Origin of the sequence: Arcobacter iocasae (genome assembly GCF_042214795.1) — a bacterium.
GTDB lineage: Bacteria > Campylobacterota > Campylobacteria > Campylobacterales > Arcobacteraceae > Arcobacter > Arcobacter iocasae.
Genome location: NZ_CP090177.1, coordinates 2,289,877 through 2,304,365 on the forward strand (window position 1 = coordinate 2,289,877; position 14,489 = coordinate 2,304,365).

Annotated in this window: 15 protein-coding genes; 9 read left to right on the forward strand and 6 right to left on the reverse strand. The window is 27.4% G+C overall.

Annotated features, from left to right (window positions below):
• Positions 1-227: 227 nt before the first annotated feature.
• From LXN10_RS11460 to LXN10_RS11470, 3 genes are read left to right on the forward strand one after another with little or no spacing between them, the layout of a single operon-like run.
• On the forward strand, positions 228-1,373 hold the full coding sequence (locus LXN10_RS11460) for an ABC transporter substrate-binding protein (protein ID WP_375723142.1): 1,146 nt from the start codon (positions 228-230) through the stop codon (positions 1,371-1,373).
• The gene (locus tag LXN10_RS11465) at positions 1,373-2,956 is read left to right on the forward strand and encodes a sensor histidine kinase (protein ID WP_375723143.1); all 1,584 of its coding nucleotides are present in this window, start codon (positions 1,373-1,375) and stop codon (positions 2,954-2,956) included. Before LXN10_RS11460 ends, LXN10_RS11465 begins: the two co-directional genes overlap by 1 nt.
• Positions 2,946-3,608 carry a response regulator gene (locus tag LXN10_RS11470; RefSeq protein ID WP_375723144.1) on the forward strand — a complete coding sequence of 221 codons (663 nt, stop codon included), beginning with the start codon at positions 2,946-2,948 and terminating at the stop codon, positions 3,606-3,608. The genes LXN10_RS11465 and LXN10_RS11470 overlap by 11 nt, the downstream gene beginning before the upstream one ends.
• Positions 3,609-3,649: 41 nt before the next feature.
• Here LXN10_RS11470 and LXN10_RS11475 read toward each other — a convergent pair whose 3' ends face one another.
• The gene (locus LXN10_RS11475) at positions 3,650-4,141 is read right to left on the reverse strand and encodes a MarR family winged helix-turn-helix transcriptional regulator (protein WP_375723145.1); all 492 of its coding nucleotides are present in this window, start codon (positions 4,139-4,141) and stop codon (positions 3,650-3,652) included.
• A 135-nt stretch (positions 4,142-4,276) separates the two neighbouring features.
• Here LXN10_RS11475 and LXN10_RS11480 point away from each other — a divergent pair, with 135 nt between their 5' ends.
• The gene (locus tag LXN10_RS11480; protein WP_375723146.1) at positions 4,277-4,711 is read left to right on the forward strand and encodes a DoxX family protein; all 435 of its coding nucleotides are present in this window, start codon (positions 4,277-4,279) and stop codon (positions 4,709-4,711) included.
• 37 nt (positions 4,712-4,748) lie between these two features.
• On the opposite strand, the gene LXN10_RS11485 is transcribed toward LXN10_RS11480, so the two are convergent.
• The 3 genes from LXN10_RS11485 to LXN10_RS11495 are packed head-to-tail and all read right to left on the reverse strand — an operon-like array spanning position 4,749 to position 6,444.
• Positions 4,749-5,027, reverse strand: a complete 279-nt coding sequence (locus tag LXN10_RS11485; RefSeq protein ID WP_375723147.1) for a heavy-metal-associated domain-containing protein — start codon at positions 5,025-5,027, stop codon at positions 4,749-4,751.
• A 2-nt stretch (positions 5,028-5,029) separates the two neighbouring features.
• A complete protein-coding gene (locus LXN10_RS11490) occupies positions 5,030-5,356 on the reverse strand; it encodes a hypothetical protein (protein WP_375723148.1) in 327 nt (108 codons plus the stop codon).
• Positions 5,353-6,444 (reverse strand): transglutaminase-like domain-containing protein, encoded by a 1,092-nt coding sequence (locus LXN10_RS11495; protein ID WP_375723149.1) that lies wholly within the window; start codon positions 6,442-6,444, stop codon positions 5,353-5,355. The genes LXN10_RS11490 and LXN10_RS11495 overlap by 4 nt, the downstream gene beginning before the upstream one ends.
• Before the next feature lie 237 nt (positions 6,445-6,681).
• Here LXN10_RS11495 and yedF point away from each other — a divergent pair, with 237 nt between their 5' ends.
• Entirely contained in the window at positions 6,682-7,023 is a 342-nt protein-coding gene (yedF, locus tag LXN10_RS11500) for a sulfurtransferase-like selenium metabolism protein YedF (RefSeq protein ID WP_375723150.1), read from the forward strand.
• 38 nt (positions 7,024-7,061) lie between these two features.
• Here the strand turns inward: yedF and LXN10_RS11505 are convergent, their stop codons facing one another.
• Together LXN10_RS11505 and LXN10_RS11510 are read right to left on the reverse strand one after the other, a co-directional pair.
• Complete coding sequence (locus LXN10_RS11505) at positions 7,062-7,823, reverse strand: acyl-CoA dehydratase activase (RefSeq protein WP_375723151.1); 762 nt, start codon at positions 7,821-7,823, stop codon at positions 7,062-7,064.
• Positions 7,823-9,145 (reverse strand): double-cubane-cluster-containing anaerobic reductase, encoded by a 1,323-nt coding sequence (locus LXN10_RS11510; RefSeq protein ID WP_375723152.1) that lies wholly within the window; start codon positions 9,143-9,145, stop codon positions 7,823-7,825. The genes LXN10_RS11505 and LXN10_RS11510 overlap by 1 nt, the downstream gene beginning before the upstream one ends.
• 346 nt (positions 9,146-9,491) lie before the next feature.
• Between LXN10_RS11510 and selD the strand changes: the two genes are divergently transcribed.
• The 4 genes from selD to LXN10_RS11530 all read left to right on the forward strand — a co-directional run bounded on the left by selD (position 9,492) and on the right by LXN10_RS11530 (position 14,477).
• Entirely contained in the window at positions 9,492-10,526 is a 1,035-nt protein-coding gene (selD, locus tag LXN10_RS11515) for a selenide, water dikinase SelD (RefSeq protein WP_375723153.1), read from the forward strand.
• Positions 10,527-10,683: 157 nt separating this feature from the next.
• Positions 10,684-12,030, forward strand: a complete 1,347-nt coding sequence (selA, locus tag LXN10_RS11520; RefSeq protein ID WP_375723154.1) for an L-seryl-tRNA(Sec) selenium transferase — start codon at positions 10,684-10,686, stop codon at positions 12,028-12,030.
• Positions 12,030-13,859 carry a selenocysteine-specific translation elongation factor gene (selB, locus tag LXN10_RS11525; protein ID WP_375723155.1) on the forward strand — a complete coding sequence of 610 codons (1,830 nt, stop codon included), beginning with the start codon at positions 12,030-12,032 and terminating at the stop codon, positions 13,857-13,859. Before selA ends, selB begins: the two co-directional genes overlap by 1 nt.
• Positions 13,860-14,477 carry a class I SAM-dependent methyltransferase gene (locus tag LXN10_RS11530; protein WP_375723156.1) on the forward strand — a complete coding sequence of 206 codons (618 nt, stop codon included), beginning with the start codon at positions 13,860-13,862 and terminating at the stop codon, positions 14,475-14,477.
• Positions 14,478-14,489 lie beyond the last annotated feature (12 nt).

Consider the following 14,489-nt stretch of genomic DNA (forward strand, 5'->3'; position numbering starts at 1 on the left):
TTTTAAGTTAGTTTTTAAAAAAATAATTTGTTTGTTAGTTTTAAATGAATAAAAACAATTGCACATAACATATGCCTTAAGGTAAAAATTAATTTACCAATTTTAGTTAGATTTAACTTTGTTTATTCTTAAATAATTAATATTTAGTTATTAAAGTTAATTATATTTATAAATTTATTTAAATTTAAGTTTTAATTTATGCTATAATTTCATTTCAAGGAGTTAATTTGCTTAAGTTTTTTATTCTTTTTTTTATTCTTGTTTTTTCTATTTACAGTATAGTTAAAGTTGATACATATGATAGTAAAACCATTATAGTTGGCTCATCTTTACCTAAAACAGGCATTATTAAATCTTGGGGAGAATCTGTTATTTCTGGTGCTAATTCTTATTTTAAATTTGCAAATGATACAAAAATATTGGGTGATACAAAAATAAATTTTTTAACTTATGATGATAAGTATGAACCAGAATTAACCAAAGATAATACAGAAAAATTAATTAATATAGATAAAGTTTTTGCTTTATTTGGTTTTGTAGGTACTCCAACGGTAAAAGCAATTTTACCAATATTACAAGATAGCAAGATACCTTTTTTTGCTCCATTTACAGGAGCATCTTTTCTAAGAAATGAAGAAAATAAGAATTTTATAAATTTAAGAAGTTCATATGAAGAAGAGATTGAAAGCTTAATTTATTATTTATATAATAAAAGTGGTTTAAAGAAAATAGCTGTTTTTTATCAAAATGATGATTATGGAGAAGAGGGATATGTTGCTTTGTTAAAAAGTTTAAAAGCAAGAAAATTACCCCTAATCTCTGAGGGCTCATACAAAAGAAATACTTTATCTATAACCCATGCTTTTAATGAAATAAAAGATGCTAAGCCAGAAGCTATAATAATGATAGGAGCGTATCAGGCAAATGCACTTTTTATAAAAAAAGCTAAAGAGAATGAGAACTTTAAAAATACTATTTTTTGTAACATCTCTTTTGGTGATGCAAATGCAATGGTTAAAGAGTTAAATAAATATGAAGTCAATACTAAAAATCTTATTTTTTCTCAAGTTGTTCCAAGTTATACAGATAACTCACTTCCTGTTGTTCTTGAATATCAAACTTTGATGAAAAGATATTACCCAAATACTAAGTTAGGATTTATCTCTTTTGAGTCATTTTTAAGCGCAAAAGTTTTAGTAAATGCTATTTTAAGAATAGAAGGTGATAGAACAAGGGAAAAGTTAATTTCTACTTTAAAAAATACTCCCTCTGATATTTTAAATGGTATTGGAATTAATTATAAAAACTCCCAACTATTAAATAAAACATATCTTTTTAGATATGAGAATAAAAAATTTATAGAGATAAAATAATGAAAGCTTTTTTTAATAGAATACTAGCTTATTTTGATAAATTAAGTTTTTCATATAAGACATATTTTTTGATTTTTATTATCGCTGGTGGAATGGTATGTATTGTTTTATTATCTCAAATATCAATTTTTACTATAAAAGAAGATTTTGATAGATTTTTTAATAAAAGAACAAAATCACTAATAAAATTAGAAAATATAAAAGATACATATAAAGTAAATATCCAAGATACACTAAAAGATTTAGATAATAAAAATCTCAATTTTGAGCAAGCAGAGGGTGTATTATCTCTAGGTAAACAACTAATTAGAAAAAATTGGGAATCATACAAAAAAGATATAAATAAACATTCTGATGTAATAATCACTTCTTTTATTAAAAAATTTATTATTACTAGAAATATAAATAGTGATAATGAGATTTTAAAAGAGAATATCATGAAAAATATTGATTCTAAAATGGTATCAATAGAAAATATACTAAATAAGCAAAATTATAAACCTAATAGTCAACAAATAGTTAATTTAAATTTACAGATAAATGCTATAACAATATATATAACTAGTTTGATTAATTATGATTTGTCAATTGCTATAAATGAAAAAAATGATACTCAAAAGGTATTTAAAATAATTATAATATTTTCTATTCTTTCAATATTTGTGGTATTTTTATTTTCAATTCTTTTATCTATTTTTATTACTAACAACTTTAAAAAACTTAATAATTCATTGGAAAAAAATGTTGCGGAAAAAACAAAAGAATTGATAAAATTGAATGATACTTTAGAAAAGAAAATATCTAAAGAAGTTTCACAAAATAGAAAAAAAGATATTATTATGTTCCAGCAAGCAAGATTTGCAAGTCTAGGAGAGATGCTTAATAATATAGCTCATCAATGGAGACAGCCATTAGGTTCAATTACCATGATTGTTCAAAGTTTCCAAACAAAGATGAGTTTAGGAAAACTCACAAATGAGTTTATAGATGAAAAAGTAAATGATGCCTTATTACTTGCTAATAATATGTCAAATACTTTGGATGATTTTAAAAACTTTTTTTCACCCGATAAAGCAAAAATAAAATTTGATATTGAAAAGTGTATTGAACACTCAATTGAGTTGTCAAAATATCTTCTTTCAAAAGAGAATATTAAGATTGAACTTGTGGTAAAAGATAAAATTACTCTAAATAGTTACTATAATGAAATTTCTCATGTATTTTTAAATATTATTTCAAATTCAAAAGATGCTTTATGTTCTAATGTTGATAAAAATGATAGAATTATTAAAATTATGGTTAATAAGTATAAAAATAATGCAATTATAAATATGCTGGACAATGGTGGTGGAATTCCACAAGAGATTGTTCCTAAAATCTTTGAGCCATATTATACAACAAAATATAAAAGTGCAGGCACTGGAATAGGGCTTTATATGTCAAAACAAATTATTGAAAAACATATAAATGGTTCAATTATTTATAAAAATGTTGTACATAAAATCAAAGATAATAAAAATTATAATTGTTCACTTTTTACAATTAAAATACCAATAAATGATGGGGATATTAATGAAAAATAGAAATTTGGGTATCTTAAAAGATTTTAATATTTTGTATTTAGAAGATGATGAAAACTTGTTAAGACATACATCAGATGTATTAGAAGATTTTGTAAATAATATATATGCAGTTAAAACTTCAAGTGAAGCAATGGAAATTTTGTTAAATAAAAAAGTTGATGCTATTATTTCAGATATTTTGTTAGAAAATGAAAATGGAATTGATTTTTTAAAACATATAAAAAGCAAAAATATTAATATTCCTACTATTCTTACAACAGCTCATACCGATACAAATTATTTACTTGATGCAATAAAATTAAAAGTTGAAAACTATATAGTAAAACCTATAAATATAAAAGAGTTACTCAATACTTTGCATGATATTTTATTGCCAATTGTTCAACAAAAAGAGATACAAAAAAGTAGAAGTGTTATAAGAACAATTGCTGCAATTACAGATAGTAAGCAAGTAGCTATTGTGAAACATATTATAAATAATTTAGACAATGAAAGTCAGTTTATAGCTTCATATACAGATATCATGGAAGAGTTCTCTATCTCAAAACCAACTTTAATAAAACTCTTTAAAGAGCTTTCAGAAAAAAATATTTTAGTAAAAGTGCAACATAAAACTTATAGATTCTGTGCTCCTACTTTGGAGAGTTTATAAACAAACTATAATGAATAAAAGTTATTTCATAACTATGGCTTTTAAATATTTTTTAATATTTTTACAAAAAGAGTTTGAAAGATCTCTTTTTCATCATCACTTAAAACTGAAAAACAGCTATTTTCATAAGTTAGAATATCTTTAAAAACTTCTCTACAAATTTCCTCTCCTATAGGAGTTATTTTTACTAATTTACTTCTTTTGTCAAATTTATTATCTAGTCTTATTATTAACTTTCTATCTTCTAGCTTTTTAAGGACTTTTGTAATTGCTGCTGAAGAAAAAATTAATTTTTCACTTAGTTTTTTGGGAGAAATTGTTTTTTTCTCATCCCTCAGAGCTAAAATAGTAACTAAAGCATCGACTTCAGTATCAGTTAAATTATAATTATCATGTTCTATTTTAGAAATATTCTTTTGCATTTTATTGTATGCAAAATAGAATGGAAAAGTTAAATTTATTATTTCACTAAGTTGAGAAGGCACTATTTTTTTATGGGCGAGTATATCTGTATTAAGTTCATTTAAATTCATAAAAAATTATACCTTATTATTAATTAAAGCAAGTATACTTAAAAGTAATTTACTAGTAAGATACTTCTAAGAATACTCTTGATATTATTCCGAGCTTATAACTATTAGGAATAAGTTTAATTATAAAGGATTAAAATGAAAAATAATGAAAGTTCTTGCATTAATTCAGAATGTAATTATTCAGATGTAGCAAAATTAGTATTAAGATTTACAGTTGGGTTTTTACTTTTGTTTCATGGAATAGCTAAAATAAATTATGGTGTATCATTTGTAGAAGAATTATTGGCTAGTAAAGGACTACCAACTATTATTGCCTATGGTGCATATATTGGTGAGATTGTTGCTCCCATAATGTTAATAATAGGTTTTAAAGTAAGAATAGCTTCTATAATTATTTTCTTTACATTAATTATGGCAATTTTTCTTGGACATTTAAATGACTTTTTTACATTATCAGAAGTTGGTGCATGGGCAATGGAAGTTCAGATATTTTATCTTATGGGATGTTTAGCAATTTTTTTACAAGGTGCTGGAAAATATAGTATTGATGGCTGTATTAAAAATAAATAACACACAAAAAAAGCTTCACTTTAAAAGTGAAGCTTTTTTATTTATTATATTTAGCTGTTGAAATAACAACACCTTCATATGAAGTTGTTTTAATAGCAGCTAGTATATCAGTTAGTTTTACTTTATCATTATAAATAACTGTTGCTTTTTTTGTATTTAGTTTAACACTAACTTTCTCTATACCATCAACTTTTTTAATAGCTTTTTTAACAGCAATAGTACATAAAGGACAGTGCATTTTATCAACTTTTATTATGCTTATATTTGAAGCAAAAATAAAAGAACATAACGATATAAGTAAAATAAGTGTTTTCATAATTACTCCATAAATAGTGGTATTAGTTCAGGGTACAAAAGTAAAAAAAAGATTAAAGAAAAAAATAATGTTGTAAAGATAATTTGTAATACTCTTTGTTTTTTTGTGCATTTACAAGAAATTTTCTTTTTTAATCTTTTTATTCCAAAAAATAAAAGTGCAAAGGTTAGTATAACCATTGGAATTCTTAAAAAATCTAGTTCGGTAAAGTATGTCAATACTCCACTTGATATTCCAAAAAATATAAATAAAAATGCTGGCAAACAGCATAGTGTTGATAAAAGAGCAGTTAGTACTGCTCCTATTATCGGAATATTTATTTTATTCACTTATGCTCTTGTGAGATATAGCTATAAGAGAAGTTTTTAGCATCATAGTAATCTAATGGATCTTCTCCATTTTCTGCATATGGATATCCTAACATATTAAGTGGATATTGTGCAGGTTTTGGATTAAGTACGAAATCTCTTGCGTAGTTAAATGCTACCCAATTCATTTCCCAATTTCCAAACATGAATTTTCTAACATCTTTTATTTTTTTATCTTCATTAGTAAGTTTTTCACCAAGTCTTACTTTTGTAACATCAGCTGGATCTGCTGGAACCCAACCTAAACCACTTAGGTAAAATTCAGCACGACAATGTTGACCACCAGTTATTTTTGCTAAACCATTTGCATCTGCTTTTCCACAAACTTTGGCAATTTTTGATTTACCAACTCTTATTCCAAATACTTCTCTTGCTGGAATGTTTGCATTTCTAAGTAGTGTTACAAAAACAGAACTAATATCTGTACATTTTCCACCATAGATTTTTTCTTCAATTGCTTTTTTAGCATCACCAACTCCACAACCAATTACACTATTATCTCTATACATAGTAGTAACTGTCCAATCATAAATTGCTTGAGCTTTTTCAAGTGGAGTTTTTGCATCTTTGATAATATTATCTGTAAATAGTTTCATCTTATCACTTACAGGAATATGAGCAGTTCCTTCTAAGAATTTTTGAACATCTTTAGGGTAGTTCATGTCATTTTTAGCAAGTTTTAGATTATGTATCTTTTGCATAGTTACCATGTCAATTTTAACAGTTAAGACTCTTTTTTCAGTCCCTTTATTCCATTTTACATAAAGTACTTTTGTATCATAATCATTTTTTGCTATATAAGCTTCTTTATAATTTCCTTCATATTTTAAATTAGCAACTTTTTGGTAAGTAGAATTTAAAGGAAGTGGAACCCATAATTGAGTCTCTTCATCACTTGGTTTGATTTCAAATGTATTTGTAATTGTAAATTTTCTAGTTCCTTCTTTGATTCCAAAAGGATTTGTCTCTTTTGCGCTTAAAAAGCTTGGACTTACAAGCATAGTTGTAGTAAGTAGTGCCGAACCTTTTAAAAATGTTCTTCTTTGCATGGGTAATAACCTCTAATAGTGTTTTGTTCTATCAAGAGATAAAGTAAATAAATTCACATTAACTCAAACCATAACCTATGGTCTTGAACTATATTTATCCCGTAATGTTATTGTAAGCTTCATAAACATGTGCTTAAAAAGTAAAAAATATTTGACCTAGCTTAAACACATTTTAACAAATTGAGTTGTAAAATATTTTGAAATAACCTATGGAATAGGTATACAAAAAGGTATAAAATGAAAACTTCTAAAAAAACTCTTTTTTTAAAATCAGATAAAGTGGGTGAAGGTGAATTAGGTTCAATGTTAATAAAAGGCTTTTTAAGTGCTATTATAGAACAAGAAAATACACCAGAATCTATTATTTGTGTTAATAGTGCTGTACTTTTAACTACAGCTGATGAAGATGATGAAATTGTTGCTATTTTGAAAAAAATAGAAGAAAAAGGTGTTAAAATCTACTCTTGTGGAACTTGCCTTGATTATTATAATAAGAGAGATGATTTAAAAGTTGGAGTTGCAGGAAATGCAATGGATACTGTAAAATCTCTTCTAAGTGAAAATATAGTTTCTTTTTAATTAATCCAATCAGCAGAGATTTTCTCTGTTGATTAAACTTATATTTCTTTATAAATTTCATATCCACAAAGAGCAGCACCTATCGCTCCTGTTAGTTGAGGATGTTTAGATGGAAGAATAGTTTTTTCTAATTTTTCAGATAAAAGGTTTACTAAAAAACTATCCAACGCTCCTCCACCTGTAAAAAGTATTATCTCACTTTTACAAGCAAACTTGCTAGCCATAGAGGCAAGTCTAGAAGCTATTGATTCATGCACAGCATAACAGATATTTGAAGCACTCTCTCTTTTTGCAATTAGTGAAACTACTTCTGATTCTGCAAAAACAGCGCACATACTTGAAATAGATAATTTTTTATTGGCATCAAATCCAATTTTTGAAAATTCATCTAGATTTAGACCCATTCTGTTTGCGGCTATTTCTAAAAACTTGCCAGTTCCAGCCGCACATTTGTCATTCATCTTAAAATCAACAAAACCACCGCTTTTATCTAGTAATATTACCTTACTATCTTGCCCACCTAAGTCAATAACCATTTGTGCATTGTTATTAAAAAAATATGCGCCTTTTGCATGTGCTTTTATTTCACTTATTACAGGACATGAGAAGGTTTCTTCTATCATATGCCGACCATATCCTGTGGAAACTAGCATTTTTATATCTTTATCTTTTAGATATTTTTTTACTATTTCATCTTGATTTACAATCGTTGGAATAACACTCATTTCAACTAACTCTTTTTTTTCATTGATTCCACATATTTTTGTATATGTGGAACCAACATCAACTCCCCAATACATTAGCTTTTTGATTTTAGCTTATTTGCTTTTTTCTTAAATGAGATACTTTCTAAGAAAGCTTCAACTCTTGTTTTTATTTGTCCTGCATCTTCAGGAGAATAATCTGATTCAATCACTAAACAAGGAATTCCAGCTGCTTCTAAAGCTTCTGTTACTAGGAAAGATTCTACATTATATGTATGACAAAATGAGAGTGTATAATATATAACTCCATCAGCTTTTCTATCTTTGTACATTTTTAAGATTTTATCAATTCTTGGTGTATTTGGAGTAAAACATGCACAGTCAACTGCACTATATCTTTTCATTAGTTCTTCCATCAAGTCATCTTCATTTTTGATATTATCAAGGTCTACATTATCTTTATAATATCTATGTCCAATACATGATTCCTCATTTATAATAGCGCCACCTGAACTTTCAACAGCAGTATGAAGTTTCCAATTTGGTGGAGCAATTGGAGTTCCTAAAATCATAAGTCTTGGAGTATCTTTTTCAAATACTGAAATTTTATCTTCAACTCTTTTTTCTAATTCATCACAAAGTTCATTTACTTTTTGTGTATATCTTTTTGGATCATCTAAAAATCCCATTTGAGTTACAAATAGTGCATCTTTTCCAGTTATTGGCATAACTTCTGGATTTAATCCTCTTAGTGAATCAAGTCTTAAAAGTGCTTTTCTTTTTTCATTTATAATTCTTGTCCCTTCTAACATCTCTTCAAGACTTAGTTTTTTTCCAGTAACTTCTTCAATATGTTCTTTGAACTCAACTATTTCCTCTTTCCACATTTTTAAATCTTTATCTCTTTTCATGTGTGGAATATTCATAACATGTACTGGATGATGTTTATTAAGGATTTCCCATGTTTTTTTCTTAGCTTCACAGGTTGTTTCACCATATATGAAATCAGAAGATTGAGTATATGCACATGTTCTTTGAAGTTTAAATCCATGAGCTGATTTGATTAAAGGACAGATATTTCTTGGAAGTTCAGTCTCAGCATCTGCTATTGTTGCAGGGCTTCCACCACATAAACCAAAACATGCACCACCAGCTCCAACAATTATCTCTTCTGGTACAAAGATGCAAAATGCACCAACAGCTGGTTTTTTTTGCTTTCTAAGTTCATTGATTTCAGCGATTCTTTGACCTTGAATTTCACTCATAAACCAATCAAAGTATTTCATAGCTTCTGGTCTATTTTTTTGAGACATAAATTGAGTTTTATAAGACTCAAGTCCCATATTCATCATTTTTGCATGTCTATCAACATCAACATTAATTTCTGAAAGTAATTTTCTGTGTTCTTCTACACTCATAAGTTTTTCCTTGTATTATAATTATTATTTATACATGAAAAAAAAGGAAATATTATAAAAGAACTTTTAAGTCATGTATGTCTAAGCCTTAGACTATTAAAAGTAAATTATTTAAGATAGATAGTAACCTTAAAATATACTTATTAAATAAAACTATATTCCTTTATTAATAAACAAAAGCTTAAAAAGTAAAAAGTACTTTACTATATGTTAAATCTATATTTAACTAAAAAAAGATATAATCTCTGCAATTAATTTGCATTAACTCATGGGTTGGGTTTACATAAAATGTGATATTCTCTATTTAATATAAACTAATCCACAAAATGCATTCACAAGGGAAATAATGAACAACAGATATAAATTAACAAAATTTGTTCAAGCTGCTGGTTGAGCTGCAAAGATGGGTCCGGGTGATCTAAAACAGTCTCTTTGTAACCTTAGACCGACAGATGAAAAAGTTTTGGTAAGTTTTGAAAATAGTGAAGATGCTTGTGTTTATCAAATAAGTGAAGATAATGCCTTAGTACAAACACTTGACTTTATTACTCCAGTTGTTGATGATCCCTATATTTATGGGAAAATAGCTGCTGCAAATTCACTTAGTGATATCTTTGCTATGGGAGCTGAAGTTAAAACGGCTATGAATATAGTTGGTTTTGATGCAAAAAACCATGGTAGAGAAGTATTAGCAGAAATTTTAAATGGTGGAAATGAAAAAATAAAAGAGTGCGGTGGAGTTTTGATGGGTGGACACACTATTGAAAGCCCTGAAATGTATTATGGATTATCAGTAACTGGTATGATTCACCCAAACAAAATATATAGAAATAACACAGCCAAAATAGGGCATGTATTGGTTCTTACCAAACCAATAGGAATGGGTATTTTAACTACAGCTATTAAAAGAGATTTATTAAGTGATGAGACAACAAGGGAAGCCATAAAAGTAATGGAGACCTTAAATTATTTACCATCAAAAATATTAAGACAATATGATGTGAGCTCTTGTACAGATATTACTGGATTTGGACTTATTGGACATGCCTTTGAGTCAACAAACCCTACTACTACATTTGCAATACATTGTGGTGAAGTTCCAGTTATGCAAGATGCTTATGATTTAGCACAGCAAGGTGTAGTTCCAGGTGGAACAAAAAGAAATCTAAAATATCTAGAAGATAAGATGACTGTAATGTGTGCTACAGATAAATGTAAACTTATGTATTGTGATGCTCAAACTTCAGGTGGTTTATTAGTTGCTATGGATAAAGATGATGCAAAAGAGTATATAAAAAAAGTAGAAGAGTTAACTTATGGTTATGCTGCAATTATAGGGGAAGTTATTCCAAGAGGAGTAACACCAATTATGATTTATTAATTGGCGAGAAGATGAAGGAATCGAACCTCCCACGGCGTATTACACATAAACCGTCAATCAGGGTTGAAGCCTGTGGTGCCCACCAGGTACACTTATCTCCCAAAGTAAGAGATGAATCTTACATTAAATATTTTTAAAACAATCTGAAAGGGTCAAAATGAGTTTACTTAAATCTATTCCAAAGATTGATAAATTTGTATCAAAGAAGAGCTTTGATGGATATTCAATTAACTTAATTACTAAAATATCTCAAGTGGTAATTGAGAACTTGAGAAGTGAAATACTTCAAAAGAATGTTAGCGAAATAAATGAAGATAAATTAGTAGAAGAAGTTCTTAAAACATATGAAGAGTTAGTATCTCCTTCTTTACAAAAAGTTATAAATGCTACAGGAATAATAGTACATACAAATTTAGGTAGAAGTTTATTGAGTAAACAAAGTTTAGAAAAGGCTATAGATATAGCTACTTCATATAATAATCTAGAATATGACTTAAAAAAAGGTCAAAGAGGTGAGAGATATGCTCACATAGTAAAAACACTACAAGCTTTAACTGGATGTGAAGATGCAATCGTTGTAAATAACAATGCAAGTGCAGTTTTTCTTATCATGAATACATTTGCAAAAAACAAAGAAGTAGTAGTAAGTAGAGGCGAACTTGTAGAAATAGGTGGAAGCTTTAGAGTTCCAGAAGTTATGGCTCAAAGTGGGGCAGTTTTAAAAGAGATTGGAACTACAAATAAAACTCACCTAAGAGATTATGAAAACGCTATCAATGAAAATACTTCTATGCTCATGAAAGTACATAAATCAAATTATACTATTGAAGGTTTTGCTAGTGATGTTATTTTTGAAGATATAGTAAAAGTAGCTTCACAAAATGAGGTGATAGATTATTATGATATGGGAAGTGGACATATGATTGACTTACCTTTTAATCTATCAAGTGCTGAACCTTCTATTTTAAAAATCATGGAATACAATCCTAGCCTTTTAAGCTTCTCCGGTGATAAACTTTTAGGAAGTGTACAAGCAGGTATAATCATAGGTAAAAAAGAGCTAATAGCAAAAATCAAAAAGAATCAATTATTAAGAATGTTAAGGGTTGATAAAATCACCTTAGCAATACTTGAAGATACACTAAATTCATATTTAACTGATGACTTAGAAAATATTCCTACTCTAAATATGTTATATACAAAAATAGAAGTTTTACAAAAAAGAGCAAATAAACTAAAAACACTAATAGATACTATTTGTAAATGTGAAGTAATAAAAAATCAAACACTTATAGGTGGAGGAACAACTCCAAATAAAAAGATACCAACTATTGCATTAACATTAGAGTATAAAGATTATAAACCAAATAAAATAGAGCAGTTATTGAGAAAAAATAATCTAATAACTAGAATAGAGAATGAAAAAGTATTATTGGATTTTAGAACAATTCAAGAAGATGAGATAGAACAAATAGAAAGTATAATAAAAAGGGTATTTAGTTAATGTCAAATATCATTATAGGAACAGCAGGACATATAGATCACGGTAAAACAGCTTTAATAAAAGCTTTAAATGGTTTTGAAGGTGATGATACAAACGAAGAGAAACAAAGGGGAATCACTATTGATTTATCCTTTTCAAATCTTACAAAGGGACAACAAAATATAGCATTTATAGATGTACCAGGACATGAAAAGTTAGTTAAAAACATGATTGCTGGAGCATTTGGATTTGATTATGTTATGTTAGTGGTAAGTGCTGCTGAGGGGATAAAACCTCAAACAGTTGAACACATAGAAATCATAAACTTATTAGGACTTAAAGAGTTAATAATTGTCCTTACAAAAAAAGATTTAGTAAGTCCTGAAGAGTTAGCTTTAAAAAAAGAACAAATATTGATGTTCTTGGGAACTTTTGATTTTGAAATAATATTTGTAAGTGAAGTTTCTATATATGATGAATCATCAATTGAAAAACTTAAAAATCAACTTTTTAGTATAAAAAACAATACTAAACAAGAAGAGAATTTCTTTAGATTTTATGTGGATAGAGTATTTTCACCAAAAGGTATTGGTACAGTTGTAACAGGAACTGTTTTAGGAAAAAAAGTTGAACTAAATGAAAAAGTATTTATCAGTGAAATTCAAAAAGAGACAAAACTAAAAAATATACAAGTACACAATCACAATGTCTTAGAAGCAAATATATCAAATAGAGCAGCACTAAATTTACAAAATATAGATGTAAAAAGTATAACTAGAGGTGATTTGATTACTAAAAGAGGATATGTAAGAGGATTTGATGGAGTTGATATCTCTTTTTCTTGTCTAAAAGATAAAAAACTTTTACACAACAAGGCATACAGTCTTTTTATTGGTGCAAAAAAAATAGAGATAAAAGCTTTACTTTTTGATTCAATAGATTCACTAGAAGAGGGCTTTGCTACAATAAAAGCAACAGAAAAATTATATACAATTTTTGGTGAGAAAGTAATCTTGCGAAATGGAAATGAAACGATATGTGGGGGAAAAGTTTTAAACCCTATAATTGATCCCATGAAGAAAAATCAAAAAAGAAAACTTTTGGAAGCCTTAGAAAAAAGTGATTTTACAAGTGCTTATTATGAACTTCTAAATGCTCACAGAAAAGGTCTTGGAATAATCTCTTCAACTCAAAGATTTGCTCTAAGTCATGAAGAGGCTTTAGCGTTTGCTAAAAATCTTGATGAGGTATTTGTGGATGAAAAAGACTTAATTATTTATCCAAATGCTACAAAAGTAGAGTTAAAAGAATATATAAAAAATGTATATGAAAAAAATGCTTATGCGATGCTTTCTAATGCTTCTATTGCCTTAAGAGTAAAATGGGCAAGTGCTTTATTTATAGACAGTGTTTTAGATGAATTAGAAGAAGAAAACTTTTTAATAAAAGAGGGTAATCTATACAAAAATGCCAATATTAAAGAGGATTTTCTAAAAGATTTAGAAGATATAGTTTTAAATAGATTAAAAGAAGAAGATATTTCTCCTACTGCTCCTTATAATATCTATGATGATTTGGATATTGATAGAAAATTAGGTGATGATATCTTAAAAGCTCTAACTTCTAAAAAACAAGTAATAAGACTACAACACAATCTTTTCATACATTTTGAAAGTTTGAATAATATAGTAAAAGCTATGAAAAGTATCATAAAAGTAGATGGTTATATAGAAATAGCAAACTTCAAAGAGAGATTTGAACTTAGTAGAAAATATTTAATTGCATATTTGGATTATCTTGATAATTATTCGGAGATTAAAAAAATAGATACAAAAAGAGTCTTTGCATAAATGACTTGCCCTTTATGCAATAGTCTTGCAAAGCTTTTTTATAAAAACACTCACTATAAATGTGAGTGTTGTGCTGGAGTATTCAAAGCAAAAGAATTTCATTTAATAGGTGAAGCTGAAAAAAATATCTATGAAAAACATAAAAATGACTCAAGTGATAAACGATACCAAAACTTCCTCTCTCCCATTACAAACTCAGTTTTAAATGATAATCCAACAAACAGTATTGGGCTTGATTTTGGTTGTGGTAAAGATTCTGCAATTATAAAAGTACTTAAAGACAATGCCTATGAAATATATGGTTATGATATATTTTATTTAGATGATAAAACACTTCTAAAACAAAAATATGATTACATCACAAGTAGTGAGGTTATAGAGCATTTTCAAGAGCCAAATAAGGAATTTACTCTTTTAAAATCACTTTTAAAAGATGCTGGAATTTTATATCTTATGACAGATATTTATGATGAAAGTATAGATTTTGATAAGTGGTATTATAAAAATGACCCAACTCATATTTTTATGTATCAAAGAAAAACTTTTGAGTGGATAAAAGAGGAGTTTAGTTTTTCTAGGGTTGAGATTGAGGGTAGGTTGATTCGGTTTTATTTGTAGTTTATTCTAATT

Coding starts and splice junctions, on each gene's coding strand:
- LXN10_RS11465 (WP_375723143.1), top strand. CDS start 1,373: ATGAAAGCTTTTTTTAATAGAATACTAGCTTATTTTGATAAATTAAGT.
- LXN10_RS11470 (WP_375723144.1), top strand. CDS start 2,946: ATGAAAAATAGAAATTTGGGTATCTTAAAAGATTTTAATATTTTGTAT.
- LXN10_RS11475 (WP_375723145.1), bottom strand. CDS start 4,141: ATGAATTTAAATGAACTTAATACAGATATACTCGCCCATAAAAAAATA.
- LXN10_RS11480 (WP_375723146.1), top strand. CDS start 4,277: ATGAAAAATAATGAAAGTTCTTGCATTAATTCAGAATGTAATTATTCA.
- LXN10_RS11485 (WP_375723147.1), bottom strand. CDS start 5,027: ATGAAAACACTTATTTTACTTATATCGTTATGTTCTTTTATTTTTGCT.
- LXN10_RS11495 (WP_375723149.1), bottom strand. CDS start 6,444: ATGCAAAGAAGAACATTTTTAAAAGGTTCGGCACTACTTACTACAACT.
- yedF (WP_375723150.1), top strand. CDS start 6,682: ATGAAAACTTCTAAAAAAACTCTTTTTTTAAAATCAGATAAAGTGGGT.
- LXN10_RS11505 (WP_375723151.1), bottom strand. CDS start 7,823: ATGTATTGGGGAGTTGATGTTGGTTCCACATATACAAAAATATGTGGA.
- LXN10_RS11510 (WP_375723152.1), bottom strand. CDS start 9,145: ATGAGTGTAGAAGAACACAGAAAATTACTTTCAGAAATTAATGTTGAT.
- selA (WP_375723154.1), top strand. CDS start 10,684: ATGAGTTTACTTAAATCTATTCCAAAGATTGATAAATTTGTATCAAAG.
- selB (WP_375723155.1), top strand. CDS start 12,030: ATGTCAAATATCATTATAGGAACAGCAGGACATATAGATCACGGTAAA.
- LXN10_RS11530 (WP_375723156.1), top strand. CDS start 13,860: ATGACTTGCCCTTTATGCAATAGTCTTGCAAAGCTTTTTTATAAAAAC.